Source organism: Leisingera sp. ANG49, assembly GCF_059694505.1.
This window is the reverse complement of record NZ_JCATZN010000004.1, coordinates 309343-333298: the sequence shown is the minus strand read 5'-3', so window position 1 is coordinate 333298 and position 23956 is coordinate 309343. Positions and strand designations below refer to the sequence as shown.

Here is a 23956-nt window from a genome sequence, read left to right as displayed (position 1 = left end):
CTCCTGTGCGAAGCCCGGGTTCAGGCTTCACCTTCCTCTTCGCCAGCGTTTTCGCCGTCAGCCGCTTCTTCTTCCAACTCTGCCGGATCAACCCAGCCCAGCATGATGCGGGCGGTCATCACCAGGTCTTGAGCTTCCTCCAGAGACACACCGAAAGGCTCCAGGATACCGTCATCTTTGACCCGCTCGCCGCCATCGGTGGTCCAGCCGCCGGCCAGTTCCCAGTCTGCGCAGGTTGCGAAATCTTCCAGCGACTTCACATCGTCCTTGGCCAGCGCCTCGACCATCTGCGGGGTCAGACCTTCGAATTGGATCAGGCTGTCCTCTGCACCCAGTGCACGAGCCGCGTCCAGGGCCGCCTTGGCCTGAGCTTCCAGGTAATCGCGAGCACGGGCCTGCAGCTCCTCGGCGGTGCCTTCGTCGACACCGTCGATGACCAGCAGTTCGTCCAGCTCGACATAGGCGACTTCCTCCAGGTTGGTGAAGCCTTCAGACACCAGCAGCTGGGCAAAGAACTCATCAAGGTCCAGAGTTTCCATGAACAGCTTGGTGCGCGCTTCGAATTCCTTCTGGCGGCGGGCCGATTCCTCTTCCTCGGTCATGATGTCGATGTCGAGGTTGGTCAGCTGGGAAGCCAAGCGCACGTTCTGGCCGCGGCGGCCGATGGCCAGGCTCAGCTGTTCCTCCGGAACCACAACTTCGATCTTGCCGGCTTCTTCGTCCAGAACCACCTTAGAGACTTCAGCAGGCTGCAGCGCATTCACCAGGAAGGTCGGCTGATCTTCGTTCCACGGAATGATGTCGATCTTCTCGCCTTGCAGCTCGTTCACCACGGCTTGCACGCGGGAGCCGCGCATACCAACACAGGCACCCACCGGGTCAATCGAGCCATCGTAGGAGATAACGGCGATTTTGGCGCGCGAGCCCGGGTCACGGGCAACCGCCTTGATCTCAATGATGCCGTCATAGATTTCCGGCACTTCCATTTTGAACAGCTCGGCCATGAACTCCGGCGCGGTACGCGACAGGAAGATCTGCGGGCCACGCGGCTCGCGGCGCACATCCTTGATATAGCAGCGCACGCGATCATTCGGGCGGTAGCTTTCGCGGCCGATCTTCTCATTGCGGCGCAGGATCGCTTCGCCAGCGCCGACATCGACGATGACGTTGCCGTATTCCTCGCGCTTGACCAAGCCGTTGATGATGGTGCCGGCGCGGTCTTTAAACTCTTCATACTGGCGGTCACGCTCAGCTTCGCGAACCTTCTGCAGGATCACCTGCTTGGCCGACTGAGCGGCGATACGGCCCATTTCGACCGGCGGCACTTCCTCGACATAGGTCTGGCCCACTTCAGGGTCCGCCATGTACTGACGCGCCTGCTCGACAGTCATCTCGGCCTGGTAGTTTTCCAGTTCCTCATCCGCGACAACGGTGCGTACACGGGTAAAGGTGGCGCGGCCGGTCTTGCGGTCGATCGACACGCGGATATCCATCTCGGCACCATAGCGGCTCTTTGCCGCCCGCGCGAGGCTCTCTTCCATCGCCTCGATCACCAGACCCGGGTCGATCATCTTTTCGCGTGCCACGGCCTCGGCGGTTTGCAACAGCTCCAGCTGGTTTGCAGAGGTGATAGCCATTACTTGTTCTCCTCTTCGGACTCTTCGGTCTCGATTTCGTCGAATGCGTCTTCGTTCAGCGTGCCGGCCTCTTTTCGCTGCCGCAGCATTTCCTTGATCAGATTATCAGTCAGGACCAGCTTGGCGTCGCTCAGCCAGTCGAATTTCAGACCAATGGTCACTGTCTCACCCTGATCATTGATATTGATCAGAACCTCATCTTCTTCAGTGCCCGCCAGCTCGCCCTTGAAGCGGCGGCGGCCGCCGACCAGCTCTTCGGTTTCAAGCTTGGCCTCGTAGCCTTCGAACATGTCAAAGTCCTTCAGCCGGGTCAGCGGCCGGTCGATACCCGGGCTCGATACTTCCAGTGCATAGGCGTCGATGATCGGGTCTTCGACGTCCAACGTCGCGCTGACCGCGTTCGAGATCGCAGCACAATCGTCCACTTCAATGCCGCCATCAGGCTTATCGGCCATGATTTGCAGCGTCGTCGCCTTACCAGACATCAGCCGGATTCGCACCAGCTCATATCCCAGATCCTCGATCACCGGAGTGACGATCTCGGCCAGGCGCCGGTCGATGGCAGCTTTGGCAATCAGGTCGTTGGTCATCAGACCTCCACTTGAGGCGTGCAGACACAGGCCTGCAAACACAAAAAAACGGGCGCGCGGCCCGTCGAAATTCCCGGTGGAGCCTTGAGCCAGAGGTTCAACGCGCCGCTGTTGTCAAAGGCATATAGGCGGGATTGGGGAAAACTGCAAGGCTTGTGTTGTGACGAGCCTCCGGGCCGCCTTACAGCCGCCACCACCGTTCTGCAATGCGGCCATCGTCCAGTGGCGCACGCTGGCCCACCTTTCGTGGAATTCCGACATCGTGTCTTGCCGCCAAAGCCATGTCTTTGGAGGACGGATGATACAGAAACTCACCGCGCTTCAGCAGGCCACGCGGTTCCGGCAGGGCCGCCACATCGACATAACCGTCGCGCAGCGCCTCAGCCCGGACCAAAGCATCCGGAATCACGATGATTTCCACCGTGTCTGCCCAGCCCGCTGTGCTGGCCTTGTAATGTCCTGCCACTTTGGACGCACGGAAGTGGCGGTCTTCTTGAGCACGTTCAACGCGGTAGCAGCCGGTTCCAACCGCTTCGTCAAGCGCGGCAGGCATTTCTCCGCGCGGGGCAATATAATGATCGGCACTGGCCAGCAAATAAGGCAGATGCGGGTTGGGCTGTGCCAGTTCCAGCAGCAACTGATGACTGCCCAACGCGGTGACGGCCTGTAGATCTGCACCGGTCACGCCCAGCGCATCAAGCGAGGCAGCGGCATCTTCCGCCACCAACTGTGTACCATCGTGGAAAGTGACATCTTCACGCAGATCAAGGGTCCAGGCGCGCGCATCCGGCGCGGATTGCCAGCTGGTTGCGAGTTCGCCGCGCAGCAGCCCGTCAGGCGCGATTTCAGTCAGCGTGTCATACACCGCGCCGCGGGCGGCCTGCTCCAGCATTCCGCCCTCACGCGGAACAGCAAGGCGCAGCACACCGCCAGTCTTGGGTGATGCATGAACCGAACCGCCTGCCGCCGCCAGCAAGGCAGCAGCAGCACCAGAGGTGAACAGCGCGCGACGGTCGATGCGCGTCATGGCACAAGCTCTCCTGCAATCCGGTCCATGGCCCGGACCAGCTCAGCGCTGATTCCCGGCTCCGACAGAGCATGGCCTGCATTGCGCACCATCTTCAACTCCGCATTTGGCCACAGCTCGTTCAGGCGCCAGGCGGAGGACGGCGGGCAGATCATGTCATAGCGGCCCTGCACGATTACACCGGGGATATGGGAGATGCGCCCCATGTTGGCAAGGATCTGGCCGTCGTAGTCAAGGAATCCGCCGTTGCTGAAGTAGTGGTTTTCAAGCCGTGCAAAAGCGCGCGCATAGTCACCGGGGCTTTCGCCGCTCTGGCCATTGGAGTGAACCGAGGCCAGTGCGTTTTCCCAGGCAGACCACGCCCGTCCATAACGCACCTCTTCCTCCAGGTTTCCGGAGAACAGCCGCTTCGTGTAGGCAGCGATCATATCGCCGCGTTCAGAATCCGGAATCAGCGAAACGAATTTGGCCCAGGTTTCCGGCCAAAATTTTCCTGCGCCGCCACCGTAGAACCAGTCCAGCTCAGCGTTGGTCATCAGAAAGACACCGCGCAGGATGATCTGCTGCACCCGGTCTTGATGAGTCTGCGCATAGACCAGAGCGAGGGTTGCCCCCCAGCTGCCGCCGAACAGGATCCAAGAGTCGATGCCGAACTGGCTTCGAATCAGCTCCATGTCGGCCACTAAATGCCAGGTGGTGTTGTTATCGCAGGAGGCATAGGGGCGCGACCGGCCGCATCCACGCTGGTCGAACAGGATGATTCTATAGACATGCGGATCGAAGTAGCGGCGCATCGCCGGGCTGCTGCCACCGCCGGGCCCGCCATGGCAGACGATCACCGGAATACCGTTCGGGTTGCCGCTTTGCTCCGCGTAGATGCGGTGTCCCTGGCCTGCGTCGATCATGCGCTGGTCAAAAGGCTCGACCGGCGGGTAAAGATAATGCACAGCGCGCTTTTGGTCCGGGTATCTATCCATTACTGACCTTAGTGAAACGTCAGACTACAAAAGAGCACACGGAGACAGGAATGCAAGCGCCTCAATCCACGGTCGACCCTGCGGAAATCGCCAAATTCGAAGCGATGGCGGCGGAGTGGTGGGATCCGAACGGCAAGTTCAAGCCGCTTCATATGCTGAACCCGTGCCGGCTCGACTACATCACCAGCCAGATCGCCGGCGAGTTTGGCCGCGACCTCACGTCACGGCGCCCGTTCGAGGGGCTGCGGCTCTTGGATATCGGCTGCGGCGGCGGGCTGCTGAGCGAACCAATGGCGCGGCTGGGCGCCGCGGTTGTGGGCGCCGATGCTGCCGAGGGCAACCTGCCGGTGGCGCGCATCCATGCGGAACAATCCGGGCTGGAGATCGACTACCGCCACACCACCGCCGAGGTGCTGGCTGAGGCCGGCGAGCAATTCGACGTGGTGCTCAACATGGAGGTGGTAGAGCATGTCGCCGATCCGCTCAGCTATCTGACCGCGACACAGCAGCTGCTGAATCCCGGCGGGCTGGAGATCTGCTCGACCATCAACCGCAACCCCAAGAGCTTTGCCATGGCCATCGTCGGTGCCGAGGTGATCATGCGCTGGCTACCGCGCGGCACCCATGAATGGTCCAAGTTCATCACCCCGGATGAGCTGTTCGAGCTGCTGCGCAAGGCCGGGCTGAAGCCGGTGGACCGCAAGGGATTCGTGTTCAATCCGATCACCTGGAACTGGTCGATTTCCGAACGGGACCTGTCGGTCAACTATGTGACTGCGAGCGTGAAACCCGGCTGAGCTGTCCCCCTGCCGCCGCGCCTGACTTGCCGCCTATCCTTAAGGATAGGTGCTAACCCTTATGCACTCCTTAGTTGCAGCACCCCGATTGTTAATCTCAAATATCGGATTCGGAATTTTATCCGGTCCGTCAGGGGTCGTGTCCCCGAACCGAGGGCTTTCTTTCCACTGTTTATGGCGGGTCCGCCCAAAGGTTGCCGATGCCACCACTCACGGATTGATAGGAACTGATGGGGAAGAGGGGCGCCTGCTTGCAGGCGTCCTTCTTTTTTGGGAAATCGTTTCAATCATCAGGCTGCCGGGACCGGCCGGCTCAGCCGCTTTCTTCCAGCTTGCCGCGCAGTTCCCGCAGGATCGGCAAGGTGGCCCGCACCCGGTCGCTGCCCAGCTCGCCAACCACTTCGGAGATCACCGGGATGATCCCGGCCAGCGCCGCATCACGGGCCTGTTTCCCCGCCGGGCTGATCGCCACCATCTTGCGCCGCGCATCATCCCAGTCGGGGCGGACGTGGATGTAACCCGCCACTTCCAGTTTGCTCAGCGTGTTGGTCATCGCCCCGCGTGTCACGTGAAACGCCTTGGCCAGCTGTGCGGGCGAGCGTTCCAGCCCGGCGCGGGCCAGGTGGTTCAGTACCGAGAAATGCGACAGCTCCATCCCTTTTGGCAGCACTTTGCTGAGGCGTGACCGGGCCAGCTGGTCAGCCATGAGTATCTCGCTGAACAGCGATACCGCCAGGGAATGGGTCTCGTCCATCAGGGTCCGTCAAACTCCCGGTCGTGGGTGAGGGAAGGCACGCGCCTGCGTGCTTCTGCCACTTTTTTGAGGTCGAGATCAACGTAAGTCACGCCAGGCTCCTGCCCCGCATCCGCCAGCACCTCGCCCCAGGGGGCAACAGCCAGGGAATGGCCATAGGTTATGCGGCTGGGCCCGCGGGAGGCCGGGTGCTTGCCGGTCTGCGACGGCGCCAGCACGAAACAGCCGGTCTCGATCGCCCGGGCGCGCAACAGCGAATGCCAATGCGCCGCGCCCGTCACATAGGAGAACGCCGCAGGCACAGTCAGGATCTGCGCCCCGCCCTTGGCCAGTGCCCGGTGCAGACGCGGAAAGCGCACGTCGTAGCAGATGGTCATGCCAATGCTGGCAAAGGGCGCTTCCGCCACGACGGCTTTGGTGCCCGGCCGGTAGCCATCGGATTCACGGTAGGTTTCCTCCGGCGTGACCTCCACATCGAACATGTGGATTTTGTCATAGCGCGCGGTGATTTCACCTTGCGGGCTGATCAGAAATTGCCGGTTGGCAAAGCGCCCGTCGCCGTCATGGGTCTTGATCCCCAGCGAGCCCAGCAGCAGCCAAACCCCGTGCCTGGATGCCTCTTCGCGGAGGGCAGCCAGGGTCGGGTCGTCCTCCTCGTGGCACAGGACACCATTCTGATGGGTCCGGCTGCCGGAGAGGCAATTGGTAACCTCGGGTGTCAGCACGAAACCGGCCCCGCCGCGCACAGCCTCCGTCATCATTGCTTTCACCGTTTCCAGGTTTTCAGCCGGAATATCGGTGGATGTCATCTGAAGCAGAGCTGCGCGCATCTTGTCTCTCCGGGATCAGGCCGCCAGCAGCGGGTCGAGCTTGCCCGCCTGCTCCAGCGCGAACAGGTCGTCACAGCCGCCGACATGGGTCTCGCCGATGAAGATCTGCGGCACCGTGCGGCCGCCGTTGGCCCGCTGGATCATCTCCGCCTTGCGATCCGGCTCTTCCAGCACGTTGACTTCCGAAAAAGCCACGCCCTTCTGGTTCAGCAGCCGCTTGGCCGCATGGCAGTAGCCGCACAGAGGCGAGGTGTAGATTTCAACCGTTTTCATTCAGGACCCCATATTCTGGTTTCGAAGGTTGTGGAGGAATTGGGGATTCATTGCAACAATTGCCAGAGGCCGGCGGACGGGCTCACGCTTGCGTGACCCGTGCCAAAACCGCCACCCGCACCTCGGCCGCGCCGGCCTGCAGGCAGGCATCGCTGCAGGCGTTGAGCGTAGCGCCCGACGTCATCACATCATCCACGATCAGTACCACCCGCCCCTTGATCCTGCCTCTTCGTTTTGGCGGCACCGTTATTGCTGACCCCAGGAGACGATAGCGCTGATCGCGGGTTTTCCCTTCCAGCGCAGGTGTCCGCCGGGTGCGCCGCAGCAGGTCAGGGCAGTGGTGCAATTCGCTTTTGCGGGCCAACGCCGCGGCCAGCAAGGAAGATTGATTGTATTTGCGCTTCAGCAGCCGGGTCCAATGAAGCGGCACCGGGCAAATCAGCGGATCACCTTTAAGCAGAGGCTCTGCGGCGCGGTGCAGCCAGTCGGCAGCCGTATCGGCAATTTCCGTGCGGTCGCCATGTTTCAGGGCCAGCACCAGTTTGCGGCCCTGCCCCTCATAAAGCAGTGCAGATCTCCCCTGGCTCCACGGCTTCGGGTGGCGCAGGCAGCTGTCGCACTCCAGGCGGAACCCGTCCGTTTGCCCAGGCAGCGGAACACCGCAGCCTTCGCAAACCGTGCCGCTGATGAAATGCACGTCTGCCCAGCAGGCAGCGCACAAGCCAAAGTCACTGCTTACCAGCCCGCCGCATCCTAGGCACTGAGACGGGTAGATCAGCGAAACAGCAGTTTGAATCCGGGCCGTCAGCATCTAAATAGTCCCCATGACACAAGCACCCATGCAGCTTTTCGACCGCCGCACCCTGGAAGCCCGTCGTGCACGCCGGCGGCCGGATGCCCTGTTCCTGCACCAGATGGCACGGAACGAGGCAGAGGATCGCCTAAGCTTGGTTAACAGAACCTTTACAACTCCTGCGGTGATCTGCCCTTTCCCAGAGGTCTGGGAAGGGTTTCAGCCCGAGGCGAAAATCGTTGCGGACGAGGAAGTGCTCGAACTGGCTGAAGGCGCGCACGATGTGGTGATCCACGCCATGTGCCTTCATTGGGCCAATGATCCGGTCGGACAGCTGATCCAATGCCGCCGCGCCCTGAAGGAAGACGGGCTGCTGCTGGTCATTCTGCTGGGCGCCCAGACCCTGCACGAATTGCGCGCAGCCATGGCCGAGGCGGAAACCGTTGTGCTGGGCGGCCTGTCCCCGCGGATTGCCCCGATGGGAGAAATTCGCGATCTGGGCGGATTGCTGCAACGCGCCGGTTTTGCCCTGCCAGTCGCCGATCTGGTTCCACTCACTGCCGAGTACCGGGATCTGACACACCTGGTCCATGACTTGCGTGGAATGGGAGAAACCAACGCCCTCGCCCAGCGCCTGAAGCGCCCGGCCCCGCGCACCCTGTTCCAGCTGGCCGATCACATTTACCGCGAGCATTTCGCCACCGCAGACGACCGTCTGCCAGCGACATTTGAGCTGGTCTGCCTCACCGGCTGGTCTCCGTCGGACAGCCAGCAGAAGCCCCTGCGCCCCGGCTCTGCCCAAATGCGCCTGGCCGATGCGCTGAAAGTGCCGGAAACCAAGCTCTACACCCGATAAGTTTCCGCTATCGCTGCGCCAATGTGATCCAATTGGCCTTCTGCGCGTAAAGACAGTAATTTCCCGCCAACCATCGAATTCTCAGCCCCACAGGACCTGCCCATGCTGGACGCCGCCCGGACCGCCAAATGCCCTGCCCACGCCCCTGCCGATCACCCTAAGATCCCGGCAGAGAAGGTCGGCATCCTGCTGGCCAACCTCGGCACGCCGGACGATTATTCCTACTGGCCGATGCGCCGGTATCTAAACGAGTTCCTGTCCGACAAACGGGTGATCGACTACCCGTCGTGGAAATGGCAGCCGCTGCTGCAGCTGATCATCCTGACCAAACGCCCGTTCTCCTCAGGTGCGGCCTACAAATCGATCTGGAACCACGACAAGGGCGAAAGCCCTCTAATGACCATCACCAAGGACCAGACCGCCAAGATGGCTGAGGTGATGAGAGCTCGGTACGGCGATCAGGTGATGGTCGATTTCTGCATGCGCTACGGCAACCCCTCAACCAAGTCCAAGGTGCGCCAGATGGTAGCGGCCGGCTGCCAGAAGATCCTGTTTGTGCCGCTTTACCCGCAATATGCCGGCGCGACCTCCGGTACTGCGAATGATCAGTTCTTCCGCGCCCTGATGGAGGAGCCCTGGCAGCCCGCCGTGCGCACAATTGCACCTTATTTCGACCAGCCAGCCTATGTCGATGCATTGGCGCGGTCGGTGGAAGAATCCTATGCCAAGGCAGAAAGGCTCCCGGAAATTCTGGTGGTTTCCTACCACGGAATGCCGAAGCGGTATCTGATGCAGGGTGATCCCTATCATTGCCAGTGCCAGAAAACGACGCGGCTGCTGAAAGAGCGGCTTGGCTGGGATGACACCCAAATAACCAGTACTTTTCAGTCGGTGTTCGGACCAGAGGAATGGCTGAAACCCTACACGGTAGACCACGTCGCCACGCTCGCCAAAGAAGGCAAGAAAAGCATCGCGGTGATCGCGCCTGCCTTCTCTGCGGATTGCATTGAGACGCTGGAAGAAATCAATGAAGAAATCCGTGAAAGCTTTGAGCATGCCGGCGGCGAGGACTTCCTCTATATCCCATGCCTCAATGACGATGACGATCACCTTGCGGCATTGGCAGGCGTGATTGAGGAAAACCTGAAAGGCTGGCTGGACTAACACGCCTTCCCAGTCCAGAAAGTATCCAATATTCAATTTCCGGACCGGCCGGAAAACGGGGAGATATTGGATGACGCTTGCGCATTGGGCGGCTGCCCTCCAGGAACACTGGGGCATTGAAGCAGAATTGAGCCGCCTGGATGGTGAATACGACCTCAATTTCCTTGCCAAAAGGTCTGATGGCCAAGGCTATATCCTCAAGGCCATGCGCCCCGGCTGCGAGGTATGGCTGGTCGATATGCAGGTAAAGGCGTTTAGGCACATCGCAGAGCGCCAGCCAGACCTGCCCTGCCCGCGAGTGATTGCTTCTCTTGCCGGAGAGACACTACTGACCCTTCAGGACGAAGAAGGACATGACAGGCTGGTCTGGCTGCTGAGCCAGTTGCCAGGGTGTTGCTACGCAAAGTCAGAGCCGAAAAGCAACGCGCTGATCTTTGAGATCGGCCAAGTTCTGGGCGGCTCGGCCAAATCTCTCGCGGACTTCCGGCACGAAGGCCTTGAACGCGATTTCAAATGGGACCTGATGCGCGCGGGATGGATCACGGATCAGCTCTCCTGCATCACTGACCCTGCGCGCCGAGAAGTTCTTGACCAGACTTTGGCAGATTTCATCAAGTTAGAGCCTGTTTTGGCCGAGCTGCCAAAACAAGCCATCCACAACGATGCCAATGACTATAACGTTATGGTGGTGGGCGAACTGAACGCACCGCGCCGGGTCTCTGGCCTGATTGACCTGGGTGACATGTGTGCTGCGCCGAGGATTTGCGATCTGGCAATAGCGGCAGCGTACATCGTTTTGGACCACTTGGCACCGGAGGCTGCGCTTGCGGCTTTGGTGGCGGGCTACCACGAAGCCTACCCGCTGACCGCCGCCGAGGTGGACATGATCTGGCCGCTGCTGCGGATGCGGCTGGCGGTTAGCGTGGTGAACTCCACCCTGATGGCCGCGGAAAACCCGGATGATCCCTATGTCACCATCTCCCAGGCGCCGGCCTGGCGGTTCCTGGAAGGTAACGCGCTGCATGGAGGCCTTCTGAATGCCCGGCTGCGCGCAGCCTGCAGTCTGCCTGTGGTCGAGGGCGCCGAGCGTGTCATGGCCTGGCTGGAACAGGAACGCGGAAATTTTGCTCCTCTTATGAGTCAGGATCTCAATGACGCCCCAATGGGTTCGCTGTCAGTTGAGAAATCTACATGGCCGCTGAATCCTTTCCACATGCCCCTGGAAGAAGCAGCCAAGGTCGGAGAAGAGTTTGAGGATAACGGCCGTATCTGGCTTGGCTACTACCACGAGCCGCGGCTGATCTACACGGACACAGCCTTTCGCAACGGGCCGTGGAAAGCCAGCAACCGCCGCACCGTGCATCTGGCCGTGGACGCCTTTGCCCCGGCGGGCACGGCGATGTTCGCACCTCTGCGAGGCGAGGTTTTTGTGGCCGAGAACCGCAGCGGACATCTGGACTATGGCGGGGTGATCATCCTGCGTCATGAAGCGCCCGAGGGTGATTTCTTCTACACTCTTTACGGCCACCTGGATCCTGAGGTCCTGGACCGTTTGAAGCCGGGCGATGCAGTCGAAAAAGGTGAGGAATTCTGCCGCCTTGGCGATCCTAGCCAAAACGGCGGCTGGGCTCCGCATGTACATTTCCAGCTGGCCCTGACCACTGAAGGGATCGAAGCCGACTGGCCAGGGGTCGGCGACCCGGACGAGATGTACCTATGGCGCGCGCTTTGCCCGAACCCGGCTGCGCTGCTTAACCTGCCGGATGACAAGGTCCTCTATCAGCCCACCAGCAAGGATGAAGTCCTCGCCGGGCGCAAGTCGCATTTCGGCGGCAACCTGAGTCTGACCTACACTGATCCCGTGATGTTGGTGCGCGGCTGGAAGCATCATTTGTTCGACGAGTGGGGCCGACCGTATCTGGATGCCTACAACAATGTGCCGCATGTGGGCCACGCCCACCCGCGCATCCAGGCAGTTGCCGCAGACCAGCTGAAGCGGATGAACTCAAACACCCGTTACCTGCACCCGGCGCAGACCGCCTTTGCCGACAAAGTGCTGTCCAAGTTGCCGAGCTCCTTCGAAGTCTGCTTTTTTGTCAATTCGGGGACAGAGGCAAACGAGCTGGCCCTGCGCCTGGCCCGCGCCCATACCGGCGCCAAAGGCATGGTGACACCTGACCATGGCTATCACGGCAATACCACCGGTGCGATCAGCATCTCAGCTTACAAGTTCAATAAGCCCCCAGGGATCGGACAGGCAGACTGGGTAGAGCTCGTCGAAATTGCAGATGATTACCGCGGCTCATTCCGGCGCGATGATCCGGACCGGGCACAAAAATTTGCCGACCTTGTGGAACCGGCAATCCGGTGCCTGCAGGAGAGAGGCCATGGCATAGCCGGCTTCATCGCGGAAACCTTCCCCTCAGTCGGAGGCCAGATCATTCCGCCCAAAGGATATTTGCCTGCGGTTTACGACAAGATTCGCGCTGCGGGAGGTGTCTGTATCGCCGACGAAGTGCAAACCGGGTTGGGGCGGCTTGGCGACTACTATTTCGGATTTGAACATCAGGGAGCAGTGCCTGACATCGTTGTGATGGGCAAACCAATCGGCAACGGCCATCCCTTGGGCGTGCTTGTGACTACAAAGGAAATTGCGGAAAGTTTCGACAACGGAATCGAGTTTTTCTCGACCTTCGGTGGTTCGACACTCTCTTGCCGCACGGGTAAGGAAGTGCTTGATATCGTTGATGACGAAGGTTTGCAGGCCAACGCTCGTATCCAGGGCACGCAGCTGATGGACGGTCTGAAATTGCTGGAACAAAGATATGCGAGTATTGGCGATGTCCGCGGTATGGGTTTGTTTCTGGGGGTGGAACTTATCAATCCGGACGGCTCACAAGCCACAGAAATTTGTTCCTATGTCAAAAACCGGATGCGGGATCATCGGATTCTGATTGGCAGTGAAGGCCCCAAGGACAATATCCTGAAAATCCGGCCGCCGCTCACTATCGACTCAGACGGCACGGACATGATCGTCAAAACCCTGGATAGCATTCTGCGGGAAGTGGAAGCGGCCTGATGGCCGCTCCCGTATCAACTTCAGGCAACAAAAAAGGCGGTGGAAAACCACCGCCCTTTCTGTAACCGTGAATCGAAATTAGTTCGATGCAACAGCTGCGCCAACCAGAACCAGCAGCAGCAGCGGCAGCAGGATGCCGCTGGAAGAGCCCTGAGCTTCTTCCACGATGACCGGCGGTTCAACAACCGGCTCGGACAGGTTGCCAGCGGTGGCGGTCGAAGCAGCAGCGGTCAGCGCAGCAGCGATAACGAGTTTTTTCATGTTAACCTCCAGAATTTGCGCGGATCAAACAACTGAACCGCGCACCCAAGACTTACCTCGTATTTTTTTCTAACCAGCAAAAACGCGGGATTGCAATTGCTTGTTATAGTTAACAGCTTAGCGCCCCGCCCCGTGTCGTCAAATTAGCAACACCTGTGTGCCGACTTTTGCCAGGCTGAACAGTTCGGCGATATGCTCATTGTAAAGCCCGATGCATCCGTTCGAAGATTTACGGCCAATTTTGCGCGTATCGTGGGTTCCGTGTATCCGGTAGTACTTCCAGCCCAAGTACAGAGCATGAGTGCCCAGCGGATTATCCGGGCCCGGCGGAATATAAGCCGGCCATTCCGGATTGCGCTTGCGCATATTGGGTGTCGGCGCCCAGCTTGGCCCCTCCACCTTGCGCACGACTTGGGTGCGGCCGCGGCGTGTGAGGTCGTCCGACAGCGGCACCGATGACGGAAACAGCTTGTAGGTGCCCTCATCTGCCGACCAGTAATGCAGCGCACGGCTGTCGATATCGACCAGAATCGCCCCATTGCGCAGGTTGTCGAAATAGGGCCGCCAAGACTTGGCACGGAAGGCCGAGATATTTCGCTGGACAGGCGGCTCCGGCTCCGGCGGCGGGCGCAAGGGATCATATACCTGCTCGGCGGTATCACCATCCTCCTGCGCAAGGGCGGAAGAGGAAATCAAAGCAACACTACCGGCAAGAAACTGCCGCCGGCTGAAAATTTCAAAAGGTTTTCGGGACATCACATCTTCCAACTTGCGCATACTGGATCCAGGGTTGCGGCATTTTATGGCCGTAAAGCCGCAGTCGCAAATCAATCCGGCGGCCAGGTCTGCATAATTCTGCCGGCCCGTTTGCACAGCTGCCACAGGAAGGATAAATGCATCGGCAACTGATGGAGCGAGAGAGCATTATGAATCGCGTTTTTCTGCTGATGGCTGCTGCAATTCTTACAATAGCGGCGGCTTGTACGCCGTCGTCGGAATCCGGCGGCTCCTACCGCATCAGGAATGCAGACAAGGTGCAGCTGCGGATGCTCGACTCGGTCAATGCGCTGCGCCAGGCTTCCGGCGCGCAAGCCGTGCAGCTGAATGCTGAACTGACCGCAGCCGCAGCCACCCATTCCCGCGATATGTCAGTGCAGAACCGGCCCTGGCATTTCGGATCGGACGGGTCGTCGCCGCTGGACCGGATCGCCCGTGCGGGCTACACCGGCACGCTTTTGGGTGAAAACATTTCTGAAACCTACGAAAACGAGCAGCAAACCCTGACCGCATGGCTGGAAAAACCCGCTACCCGCGCTGTGATCCTTGATCCCAAGGCCGCGAATATGGGCTTTTCCTGGTTCCAGGAGCCGAACGGCAAGATCTGGTGGACGCTGGTAATGGCCAACTAAGCCGCTGCGCCTTTCTTCAGCACGGTGCTTTCCCCACAAGACTGCATTAAGCGGCGGCGCTTCGTTGAGCGCGGGAGGACTTCACCTCTCGCGCTTTTTCTTTGATCAGGGCCGCAGTGCGATGGTGGTGCCGTCCTGCACCATCGCATAGATCTCTTCGATCTCTTCATTGGTTACGGCGATACAACCCGCCGTCCAGTCGTCAACCCGGGCAGCGCGCTTGCGTTCCTTGGGGTTGTTCGGTTGACCATGAATGAAGATTTCTCCCCCCGGCCGCTTGCCATTGGCATGTGCGTGGGCGCGGTCTTGGTTGTTGGGGTAGGAGATACCAACTGACAGGTGATACTGGCTGTTCGGGTTGCGCCGGTTGATCACATAGGTGCCTTCCGGCGTCTTGCCATCGCCCTCAAACTGCTTAGGCCCGAGCGGTGCAAACCCCAGATCGACCCTATATTCCCGCAGGATTTCGTCGTTATGCATCAGGTACAGTTTGCGCGCGCCCTTGTTGATCACAATTGAAGTGACCCGCGGACCGTCATAGGCGCGGAATCTGCTCACCGTTCCGCCTGTGGTGCTGCAGCCAGCCAGCGCAAGGCTCACGGCCGCACCGATGCCAAATGCCCTTCTGTTCATTGTCCCAGCCTGTATTTTGTTTTTTGCCTCTATTCAGGCTTTAGCGCGAAATAGCTATTAAGGAAATTCACAATTTCCTGTCTTGGGCCGCCTGACTTGATAACTTTTGCTCAATCGCTTCCAGACGGCTCAGCACTTCATCCCGGTAGGCATCGGTGCGTTCCCCCTCTTCCTCGCCATGAGCGTCCTGCATCGAGTTAACGATCAGGCCGACCAGAAGGTTCACCACTGCAAAGGTCGTAACCATGATGAAAGGCACAAAGAATGCCCAAGCATGCGGATGCACCTCCATCACAGGGCGCACGATCCCCATTGACCAGCTTTCGAGCGTCATAATCTGGAACAGCGAATAGGCGCTGAGACCCAGGTCCCCGAACCATTCCGGAAAGTCCTGACCGAACAGTTTGGTCGCAATGACTGAACCGATGTAGAAGATGATCGCCATCAGCAGAAACACCGAGCCCATCCCCGGCAACGCGGTGATGAAGCCTTCGACCACCCGGCGCAGACGCGGTGCAACCGAGATAACCCGCAGCACCCGCAGAATACGCAGCGCCCGCAGCACCGACAATCCCTGCGTGCCGGGCAACAGCGCGATTCCGACAATCACGAAATCAAACACGTTCCAGCCGCTGAGGAAAAACCGCAGCCGGCGCACCAGCAGCTTGGCTAGGATCTCGACCACAAAGATCGACAGGCAGACTTTATCAATCAGATGGATCAACCCTCCAACTTTCGCCATGACCGACGGGGCGGTCTCAAGCCCAAGGGTCACGGCATTGACCAGAATCACCGCGGTGATGAAGCGGCCGAAACGGCTGCTATCCAGAATGGCTTCCAGGCGGCGGGTCGGTGTCATCACTTGAATATCCGTCATCTCAGTCTTTCAGGGAAAATCTTGCGGCCAATTCGGTATGGGCTGACCAGCGGAACTGGTCAACAACCTGGACCCAGTCCAGACTGTAACCCGCCGCAACAAGCGCCTTTGCATCGCGGGCAAAACTGACCGGATTGCATGAGACATAGGCAATCACCGGCGTACGCGCCTTGGCCAGCTGCGCCACCTGCGCCTCGGCACCCGCCCGGGGCGGGTCGATCACCGCCGCTTCAAAAGCGGCACCAAAGGGGTTCAGATCTTCGGGCAGCAGCGGGTTTCGGAACAGGTCGCGGGCTTCCGTCGTAACTTTCTTCAGCCCCTTTGCCTTGCGCCAGCCGGCATCCAAAGCCTTCACCATATCCCGCTCGCCCTCAACCGCATGCACCTCCGCGGTTTGCGCTAATGGCAGTGTAAAGGTGCCGCAGCCGGCAAACAGGTCCACGATCCTCTTTGCGCCTCTGGTTATTTCCTGAACGGCAGCCAGCAAGGCGCCTTCCCCTTCGCGCGTTGCCTGAAGGAAGGCACCTGGTGGCGGGCAGACATGTGCAACGCCAAAGGGCTGCTCGGGCGGCTGCTCCATTGCCACCGGTTCATCATCCCAGGTCAGCCGGGCAATCCTATGTTTGTCGGTTAGCTGCGCCAGTTCGATCCGCAAGGGGCCATCCAGCGGCTTACCGTTGCGGACCAGCATATCAAGGCCCGCATCCGAAGTTGTGATTGTCACGGCCAGCGGCGCCTTGCGGCTGGCACCTGCCAATGCCAGCGCCTCAGCCACCGGAATGGCTGCCAGAAGTTCCGGCTCCAGCAAGTGGCATTCCGGAATTTCGGTAATCACATCAGACGCCTGGCCGTGAAACCCGGCCATCGCTCCTTTTTTGGTGCGCCGAGCCGTCAATGTGGCGCGGCGGCGCGACCGGGGCGGTGAAGTTTGGATGGGGCGGAACTCCGTCTCCAGCCCTTGCGCTGCCAGTGCATTGCGCACCACATCCGTTTTCCACCCTGCCACAAAGGGATCGCTGGCGTGCTGAAGCTGGCAGCCGCCGCATGCCTTGTAGTGCCGGCAGGGCGGGTGCACCCTGTGTTCTGATGGCGTTTCGATGCGGATCTGTGTCAAGCGGCTGCCTTCGGCAATGCCGCTGACGACCTCACCCGGAAGCGTCCGCGGGACAAACAAAGGGCCATCGGCCACGCCATCGCCCTGATGGCCCAGTCGGCTGATCGTTGCTGTGGTTCTGGCTGCGTCACTCATGCGCGCTCATTACCCCGGCAATCCAGCCAGCAAAAGCAAAATGCGCTGGGAAGTTTATTCAGCCGCCGCCTGCTCCTCGTCTGTGCAGATGAAACCGCCGGACTGTCGCGCCCAGAACTGGGCGTAGAGGCCGCCTCTGGCCAGCAATTCGTCGTGGCTGCCGCTTTCGGCAACGCGGCCTTTCTCCATCACAATGATCCGGTCCATCTCGCTGAGCGTCGACAACCGGTGAGCGATGGCCAGAACCGTCTTGCCTTCCATCACCCGGTGCAGCGCCACCTGGATCGCGGCCTCAACCTCGGAGTCCAGCGCCGAGGTGGCCTCGTCCAGCACCAGAATGGGTGCGTCCTTGAGAATCGCGCGCGCCAGGGCAATCCGCTGCCGCTGCCCGCCGGACAGTTTCACCCCGCGCTCTCCAAGAAAGGCATCATATCCTTTGCGGCCCTGCCCGTCCTCCAGCTCGGAGATGAACTCATGCGCCTCAGCCTTCTGTGCCGCCGCAATCAGCTCTTCCTCAGTGGCATCCGGCCGCCCGTAGAGAATGTTCTCCTGCGCCGAGCGGTTGAACATTGCGGTTTCCTGGGTGACCATCCCGATCTGGCTGCGCAGGGAGTTCTGAGTGACAGTGGCAATATCCTGACCGTCAATCAGAATCCCGCCATTCTCCCCGTCATAAAGCCTAAGCAGCAGCGACACGAGCGTGGACTTCCCCGCCCCTGAGGCCCCGACGATGCCCAGCTTCTCGCCTGGATGAATGGTCAGGTCGATCCCCTGCACCCCGCCGACATCGCGGCCATAGGCAAACTCCACCTGGTCAAATACGATCTCACCTTCGCTGACCTGCAGCGGTTTGGCATCGGGCTTGTCCTCGACCCTGTCGCGGACCGACAGGGTCTTCATGCCGTTCTCGATCTCACCCACATTGGAATAGATCGCCATCAGCGTGAAGCTGACCCAACCGGTCATCTGCGCGATACGGATCGAAACCGCGCCGGCCGCCACGATGTCGCCTTCGGTCGCCGTGCCCGACTGCCACAGAAACAGCGTCGCACCGATCAGCAGCACCGGCAAGACACCCGCCAGGCACATCAGGCAGAACCGGAAGCTGGCAGAGAGGTAGCCGAAATGCAGTGACTTGTCGCGGAACCGCACCATGGCGTCCTGGGCGGTGCGCTCCTCGTGATCGGCATGTGCAAACAGCTTCACCGTTTTGATGTTAGTGATCGAGTCGACCACCTGTCCGGTCACCATCGCCCGGGCCCCGGCCCGCGCCCCGGAGCGTTTGCGGATGCGCGGCAGGAACCAGCGGATCAGCGCGAAATAGGCGATCAGCCAGACCAGAAACACGCCGGTGATGCGCCAGTCAATAGAGCCTAACAAGGCCAAAGAGCCCGCAAGAGACGCCAGCGCAAAGGCCACCACATTGATCATCTCAGTGGTTACGGAGGTGACGGCGGTTGCCGTTTGCATCTGTTTCTGAGCGATCCGGCCGGCAAAATCATCGTCAAAGAACCGCACCGACTGACCCAATGTCCAGCGGTTCAGCCGCGACAGCACCAGCGGGTTCACATTGGGCTGCACCACGATGGCGTTGGAGGCCGCAGACAAGCCGAACAGGACAGGGCGCACAAGCAGGAAGAAGCCCAGCGCCAATGCGATCACCGCCACATTGCCGGCCGAGAAGAACTGCTCCGGCCCGCTGGCGATGGCGGTGTCGATGACCATCCCCAGGATAAAGGCGGTGCCCGCCTCCATCCCGCCGGCCAGCGCCGAGAAAGCAGCAGCCAGCAGCAGCATCGGCCAGGCCCCGGCCAGGCACCAGCGCAGGAAAGCCCCGAGCCTTTGAGGCGGCGGACCCTTGGCCGGACGGAAAGCGTCAATCAGATTGCCGATGTTCATTCTGCTGCCTCGATGTTCAGGAAGCCGCCGGACTGGCGTGCCCAGAGCTGTGCATAAAGCCCCTGCGCCTGCAATAGCGCCTCATGCGAGCCTTCTTCAACTATACGGCCCTGATCCATCACAAGGATACGGTCCATCTGCGCGATGGTGGACAGCCGGTGTGCAATAGCAATCACCGTTTTACCCTGCATCATGCCGTACAGGGTTTCCTGGATGGCGGCCTCGACCTCGGAATCCAAGGCCGATGTTGCTTCGTCCAGCACCAGAATCGGCGCATCCTTCAGGATCACCCTTGCCAATGTAACCCGCTGGCGTTGACCACCTGACAATTTCACACCGCGCTCCCCCACATGAGCGTCATAACCCTTGCGCCCCTGCGGGTCCTCCAGATCCAGAATGAACTCATGCGCCTGCGCCTGGTTGGCAGCGGCGACCATCTGATCCTCTGCTGCATCCGGACGTCCGTACAGCAGGTTGTCCCGCACCGAGCGGTGCATCAGAGCGCTGTCCTGCTGAACCATGCCGATGTGGCTGCGCAAGCTGTCCTGTGTCACTGCCCGGATGTCTTGGCCGTCAATCAGGATCTGGCCGCTCTCGGCGTCGTAGAAACGCAGGAGCAGCTTCACCAAGGTCGATTTCCCGGCGCCAGAGCGCCCGATCAGGCCGATCTTCTCCCCCGGCTGGATGGTCAGGCTGATCTTGTCGAGCCCGCCCGCCTCGCGCCCGTAGTGGTGCGAGAGGTTGCGCAGCTCGATCTCGCCCTTGGTCAACTTCAGCGGCTCCGCATTGGCGGCATCCACCAGGTCGATGGGCTGGGCGATGGTTTCCATCCCCTCAGCCACAACCCCCAGCTGGCGGAAGAAAGAGGTCAGCGCCCACATGATCCAGCCGGTCATTGCGTTCAGCCGCAAAGTCAGCGCCGTGGCCGCCGCCACTAGCCCGACCGACGCCGTACCTTGAATCCACAACATCACGGCCCAGCCGACCACACCGACAATCAGCAGCCCGTTCAGCGTAACCAGCGTTGCATCCATGATGGTGAAGATGCGCATTTCTGTCTGGAACGTTTTGCGGGTGTTCTCGATCGCATCGCGTGCATAGGTCAGTTCCCGGTCGTGATGGGCAAACATCTTCACCGAGTGGATGTTGGAGTAGCTGTCGACCACCCGGCCTGTCACGGTCGAGCGCGCGTCAGACGACGCCTGGCTGGCCGGCCCGACCCGTTTGACTGTCCACATCACCAGCAGCGCATAGAGGAGAAACCACACCGCAAGAGGCAGCATCAGCCGCACATCGGCAACCCACAGCAGCACCGCCGCACCGGCAAGATAAGCCAGCGAAAAGGTGATCGCGTCAAAGACCTGAAAGATCACCTCCCCCGCGGCAGGCGGCGTTTGCATGATCCGGTTGGCAATCCGGCCGGAAAAATCGTTCTCGAACCAGCCAACCGATTGGCGCAGCACGTGTTTGTGCGCCCGCCAGCGGATCAATGTGCCGTAGTTCGGCAGGATGGCGTTGTTCAGAAGCACCACATCCAGGAACTGGATCAGAGGCCGCAAAAGCAGGATGAACAGGGCGACCAGGATCAGCTCGGTGCCGTGATTTTCCCAAACTTGCGCCGGCGTCCCGGCCATCAGGTCCACAACCCGGCCCATGTAATAGATCAGGCCCACCTCGATCGCGGCGACAAAAACCGACATCAGCGCAGTCAGCACAAAGATCTTTTTGAATGGCTTGGAGTAGTCGCGCAAGAACGGCCACAGCCGCGTCGGCGGCGTGTTGGTTTCCGGGTAGGCGCAATAAGGGTCAATGAGGTTTTCAAAAAAGCGAAACATGCGGGTGCTCCAGGCGTTCGAGCAAATCGGAATACAGATGCAAACTGCGGGCGGCCCAAGGCTCCCACGTCACACGGGGCAAGGTCTCAGGCGTTAAAGAAACCAGATCCCGTAATACATCAGCATTCCTCCGTCATGTGGTGGCTGCCTTATGGGTACGCAAGATTTTCCGTTTTGTCACCCCCCAAGGTTGTGACGCTGCTGACACCCCTTGTCAGCGAAGAGAGTCCAGCAGCTCTTCGCGGCTAAGGGTGAAACCTGACGCAAGCCAGTCGGCTTCCATTTTCTTCAACGCCGCGCCCAGCTCCGGCCCCTTCAAATTTGGCAAAAGATCCCGCGCTTTCACCGGGAACTTGGCATTGGCGCCCAGTTTAATATCAGTCTCTAAACTTAGGGGAAGCGGCTGTTCCAGTAGGGCAGCGCGCAGCAGCAGCGCATCCAGCGCCTTCTCCGCACCCAACCGGTACCCCAGCTCCCCTGCCCCCGCAGTACCAGCGGCCGCCTCCCGGATCGTTGCCAGATGAGAAGCTTGGGCCTTGCTCAAGCGCAACGTTTCCTGAAGGCCCTCCCCGCCCAGCGCGGCGAGGCGGCGGATGCCAGAAGCCGCCCGGCCTGCCTCCAAGTGTATCAGCGGAGCAAGGGAACGGTCATCGGCCCCAGGCAGAATCTGTGCCAGTACACCAGCCTGCCGCATTGCTGCAACCGAGGGCGCCGGATCGGGTGCTGCCAGCAATTTCAACAGCTCCGCCCCCACCCGCTCCTTGGACAGCGAGACGAGCCCGTCCAGGTTGGCTGCTATCGCTCCCAGCGCATCCGCGTCAAAACCCTCTGCGTGATCGCCGTACCAGGCATGAAAGCGGAAATACCGCAAGCTGCGCAGGTAATCTTCGCGGATCCGGTTTTCCGCGGTGCCGATGAACCGCACCCGGCGCTTGGTCAGATCCGCCAGGCCGTCCAGCGGGTCGACCACTTCCCCGTCCGGGCGCGCATAGATCGCGTTCATGGTGAAATCGCGGCGGCGGGCGTCCTCGGCGATATCAGTTGAAAACGCCACCACGGCCCGGCGGCCATCGGTCGCCACATCCTTGCGGAAAGTGGTAATTTCATGCGGGATGCCGTTCTTTACCAGTGTCACGGTGCCATGGTCGATCCCGGTCGGCACCGCCTTGATCCCGGCACGGGCAGCCAGCTCCATCACCTGCTCCGGCCGCGCATCCGTGGCGATGTCCATATCCGAGACCGGTTCACCCAGCAGTGAATTGCGCACGCAGCCTCCGACAAACAACACCTGCGCGCCATCCGCAGTGACAGCCTCACACACCGCCTGAGTTGCCCGGTCTTTCAACCAGGGCTGATTTATCCGCATTTTTGCTCCATCCGTGCCGCAAGCCCGCGCAGCATACGCGCGGTGGCGCCCCAGATATAGTAGGGGCCATAGGGTACGGTATAATAGCGGCGGCGGGTGCCGCGCCAGCGGCGGGATTCGATGATGTAGTTCTCAAGGCCCAGAACATGGTCCAGAGGCACGGAAAATACTTCCGCCACCTCACCGGCTTCCGGCCGCGCGGCAAATCTTTCCTGGATCAGCGCAACAACCGGGGTAACTGCAAACCCGGTGACCGTTTCATGCTCCGGCAGGCAGCCGATAATCCTGGGCAAGTCCGGCGGCAGGCCGATCTCTTCCCAGGCTTCCCGCAGCGCTGCGGCACAGGCGTCCTTGTCGCCCGCATCCACCTTGCCGCCAGGAAAGGCGATCTGCCCTGGATGGTGCTTCAGCGCCGAGGAGCGTTTGGTCAAAATCAGCCGCGGCGCGCCCGAAGCAATGGAGACCGCTACCAGCACACCGGCAGGGCGCAGCTTGCGCCCCTCCGGCAGCACCGTACCCGGGTTCAGATCAAAATCAGACGAGCCGCCGCCCTGACGTTTCAAGGCAGCGTCAATCCGCTCCCTCAGATCCTGGGCAGGGTCACTCACTGGGCGGGTTTTCCGCGTCGAAACCCACGCTCGACGGATCAAGGTCGTAATGCGCTCCGCAGAACTGGCAGTCGGCAGTCACCCGGCCGTCGTCAGTGGTCATCTTCTCGATGTCCTTGGCTGAATAGATCGACAGGCTTTGCCGCACGCGGCCCTCTGAGCAGGTGCAGCCAAACCGCACCGGCTGGGTGTCGTAGACCCGCGGTTGTTCCTCGTGAAACAACCGGATCAGCAGTTCGGTGGGTGTGACCGACGGGCCGATCAGTTCCAGTTCTTCTACCGTACTCAGCAGCGTGGTGGCCCGATTCCAATTTTCTTCTTCATCCCCGGACACCAGATCGCTTGCCTGCAGAACTTCGCCGGACCCTTCGCCCTGTGCCGCAAACGGAGAAGCCTTTGGCATGCTTTGCAGCATTACGCCGCCCGCACGCCAGTGCTCAGCCACTCCAGGCTCCGCCGATTTTCCGAAGCTCAGCTTGAACATGGTCGGTAGCTGTTCGGACTGCGCGAAATAGGCCTCTGCGCACGCGCTCAACGATCCGCCGGACAGCGGCGTGATACCCTGATAAGGTTGTGTGCCGTTACCCTGATCGATCAGAATGGCGAAATACCCCTCGCCTACTTGGTCAATGGGGTTGCTGTCCGTCAGACGGTCACGGTCAAAGCTCGCATAAGCGCGAATCTGGCCGATCTCACCTTCCTTTTGCGGCGCGTAGTAGTCGGTTGCGATCATTCGAACCGCGCCCTTGGACTGCACCTGCAGCGACAGTTTCCAGCGCAGCGCGACCGTCTGGCCGATCAGCGCCGTCAGCAGGGCCATTTCAGCGACCAGAGCCTCGACCACTGGCGGGTAATCATGCTGTTTCAGAATACCATCCAGCACACCGTCCAGCCGCGCCACGCGGCCGCGCATGTCGGATGCATCAAGCTGGAAGGGCAGGACGGTGTCGTCCCACGCGATTTTCGAACCAATGGTCATGGGGTTTCCTTACGCGCCGGGGATTGGCATACCGGGGCTATATAGGAGAAACGACACCAGAGT

23 protein-coding genes are annotated in these 23956 nt (G+C 60.4%); 5 read left to right on the top strand and 18 right to left on the bottom strand.

What is annotated here, in order from left to right; genetic code table 11:
• Positions 1–20 precede the first annotated feature (20 nt).
• From nusA to pip, 4 genes are all read right to left on the bottom strand, one after another.
• Complete coding sequence (gene nusA / locus AC58NV_RS15525; protein ID WP_497227921.1) at positions 21–1637, bottom strand: transcription termination factor NusA; 1617 nt, start codon at positions 1635–1637, stop codon at positions 21–23.
• A complete protein-coding gene (gene rimP / locus AC58NV_RS15520) occupies positions 1637–2227 on the bottom strand; it encodes a ribosome maturation factor RimP (protein WP_497227920.1) in 591 nt (196 codons plus the stop codon). The genes nusA and rimP overlap by 1 nt, the downstream gene beginning before the upstream one ends.
• A gap of 181 nt (positions 2228–2408) precedes the next feature.
• Positions 2409–3254, bottom strand: coding sequence for an ABC transporter substrate-binding protein (locus tag AC58NV_RS15515; RefSeq protein ID WP_497227919.1), 846 nt, complete (start codon positions 3252–3254; stop codon positions 2409–2411).
• Positions 3251–4231 (bottom strand): prolyl aminopeptidase, encoded by a 981-nt coding sequence (gene pip, locus AC58NV_RS15510; RefSeq protein WP_497227918.1) that lies wholly within the window; start codon positions 4229–4231, stop codon positions 3251–3253. Before pip ends, AC58NV_RS15515 begins: the two co-directional genes overlap by 4 nt.
• 50 nt (positions 4232–4281) lie before the next feature.
• Here pip and ubiG point away from each other — a divergent pair, with 50 nt between their 5' ends.
• Entirely contained in the window at positions 4282–5028 is a 747-nt protein-coding gene (ubiG, locus tag AC58NV_RS15505; RefSeq protein WP_497227917.1) for a bifunctional 2-polyprenyl-6-hydroxyphenol methylase/3-demethylubiquinol 3-O-methyltransferase UbiG, read from the top strand.
• A gap of 313 nt (positions 5029–5341) precedes the next feature.
• Here the strand turns inward: ubiG and AC58NV_RS15500 are convergent, their stop codons facing one another.
• From AC58NV_RS15500 to AC58NV_RS15485, 4 genes are all read right to left on the bottom strand, one after another.
• The gene (locus AC58NV_RS15500) at positions 5342–5782 is read right to left on the bottom strand and encodes a MarR family winged helix-turn-helix transcriptional regulator (protein ID WP_024092104.1); all 441 of its coding nucleotides are present in this window, start codon (positions 5780–5782) and stop codon (positions 5342–5344) included.
• Positions 5782–6612 (bottom strand): carbon-nitrogen hydrolase family protein, encoded by an 831-nt coding sequence (locus AC58NV_RS15495; protein WP_497227916.1) that lies wholly within the window; start codon positions 6610–6612, stop codon positions 5782–5784. Before AC58NV_RS15495 ends, AC58NV_RS15500 begins: the two co-directional genes overlap by 1 nt.
• A 15-nt stretch (positions 6613–6627) precedes the next feature.
• Positions 6628–6885 carry a glutaredoxin 3 gene (gene grxC, locus AC58NV_RS15490; protein ID WP_497227915.1) on the bottom strand — a complete coding sequence of 86 codons (258 nt, stop codon included), beginning with the start codon at positions 6883–6885 and terminating at the stop codon, positions 6628–6630.
• Between the two features lie 82 nt (positions 6886–6967).
• Complete coding sequence (locus tag AC58NV_RS15485; RefSeq protein ID WP_497227914.1) at positions 6968–7696, bottom strand: double zinc ribbon domain-containing protein; 729 nt, start codon at positions 7694–7696, stop codon at positions 6968–6970.
• Positions 7697–7709: 13 nt separating this feature from the next.
• On the opposite strand from AC58NV_RS15485, the gene AC58NV_RS15480 reads away from it, so the two are divergent.
• From AC58NV_RS15480 to AC58NV_RS15470, 3 genes are all read left to right on the top strand, one after another.
• Complete coding sequence (locus tag AC58NV_RS15480) at positions 7710–8534, top strand: methyltransferase domain-containing protein (RefSeq protein WP_497227913.1); 825 nt, start codon at positions 7710–7712, stop codon at positions 8532–8534.
• A gap of 102 nt (positions 8535–8636) precedes the next feature.
• Complete coding sequence (gene hemH, locus AC58NV_RS15475; RefSeq protein WP_497227912.1) at positions 8637–9698, top strand: ferrochelatase; 1062 nt, start codon at positions 8637–8639, stop codon at positions 9696–9698.
• 70 nt (positions 9699–9768) lie between these two features.
• Positions 9769–12777 (top strand): aminotransferase class III-fold pyridoxal phosphate-dependent enzyme, encoded by a 3009-nt coding sequence (locus tag AC58NV_RS15470; RefSeq protein WP_497227911.1) that lies wholly within the window; start codon positions 9769–9771, stop codon positions 12775–12777.
• A gap of 78 nt (positions 12778–12855) precedes the next feature.
• Here the strand turns inward: AC58NV_RS15470 and AC58NV_RS15465 are convergent, their stop codons facing one another.
• Both AC58NV_RS15465 and AC58NV_RS15460 read right to left on the bottom strand, forming a co-directional pair.
• On the bottom strand, positions 12856–13038 hold the full coding sequence (locus AC58NV_RS15465) for a hypothetical protein (RefSeq protein WP_024092111.1): 183 nt from the start codon (positions 13036–13038) through the stop codon (positions 12856–12858).
• A 138-nt stretch (positions 13039–13176) separates the two neighbouring features.
• Positions 13177–13794 carry a L,D-transpeptidase gene (locus tag AC58NV_RS15460; protein WP_366660539.1) on the bottom strand — a complete coding sequence of 206 codons (618 nt, stop codon included), beginning with the start codon at positions 13792–13794 and terminating at the stop codon, positions 13177–13179.
• Positions 13795–13964: 170 nt separating this feature from the next.
• Between AC58NV_RS15460 and dalA the strand changes: the two genes are divergently transcribed.
• A complete protein-coding gene (gene dalA, locus AC58NV_RS15455; RefSeq protein ID WP_497227910.1) occupies positions 13965–14447 on the top strand; it encodes a divisome-associated lipoprotein DalA in 483 nt (160 codons plus the stop codon).
• Positions 14448–14552: 105 nt separating this feature from the next.
• Here the strand turns inward: dalA and AC58NV_RS15450 are convergent, their stop codons facing one another.
• The 8 genes from AC58NV_RS15450 to hslO form a co-directional block, all read right to left on the bottom strand.
• Positions 14553–15080, bottom strand: coding sequence for a L,D-transpeptidase family protein (locus tag AC58NV_RS15450; RefSeq protein ID WP_497227909.1), 528 nt, complete (start codon positions 15078–15080; stop codon positions 14553–14555).
• A 67-nt stretch (positions 15081–15147) separates the two neighbouring features.
• Positions 15148–15957, bottom strand: a complete 810-nt coding sequence (locus tag AC58NV_RS15445; RefSeq protein WP_366660472.1) for an ion transporter — start codon at positions 15955–15957, stop codon at positions 15148–15150.
• A 1-nt stretch (position 15958) separates the two neighbouring features.
• Complete coding sequence (locus tag AC58NV_RS15440) at positions 15959–17206, bottom strand: class I SAM-dependent RNA methyltransferase (protein ID WP_497227908.1); 1248 nt, start codon at positions 17204–17206, stop codon at positions 15959–15961.
• Positions 17207–17260: 54 nt separating this feature from the next.
• Complete coding sequence (locus tag AC58NV_RS15435) at positions 17261–19105, bottom strand: ABC transporter ATP-binding protein (RefSeq protein ID WP_497227907.1); 1845 nt, start codon at positions 19103–19105, stop codon at positions 17261–17263.
• Complete coding sequence (locus AC58NV_RS15430; RefSeq protein WP_497227906.1) at positions 19102–20940, bottom strand: ABC transporter ATP-binding protein; 1839 nt, start codon at positions 20938–20940, stop codon at positions 19102–19104. The genes AC58NV_RS15435 and AC58NV_RS15430 overlap by 4 nt, the downstream gene beginning before the upstream one ends.
• A gap of 214 nt (positions 20941–21154) precedes the next feature.
• Positions 21155–22306 carry a CCA tRNA nucleotidyltransferase gene (locus tag AC58NV_RS15425; protein ID WP_497227905.1) on the bottom strand — a complete coding sequence of 384 codons (1152 nt, stop codon included), beginning with the start codon at positions 22304–22306 and terminating at the stop codon, positions 21155–21157.
• The gene (locus tag AC58NV_RS15420; protein WP_497227904.1) at positions 22297–22914 is read right to left on the bottom strand and encodes a CoA pyrophosphatase; all 618 of its coding nucleotides are present in this window, start codon (positions 22912–22914) and stop codon (positions 22297–22299) included. Before AC58NV_RS15420 ends, AC58NV_RS15425 begins: the two co-directional genes overlap by 10 nt.
• On the bottom strand, positions 22907–23893 hold the full coding sequence (gene hslO, locus AC58NV_RS15415) for an Hsp33 family molecular chaperone HslO (protein WP_497227903.1): 987 nt from the start codon (positions 23891–23893) through the stop codon (positions 22907–22909). Before hslO ends, AC58NV_RS15420 begins: the two co-directional genes overlap by 8 nt.
• Between the last annotated feature and the right edge of the window lie 63 nt (positions 23894–23956).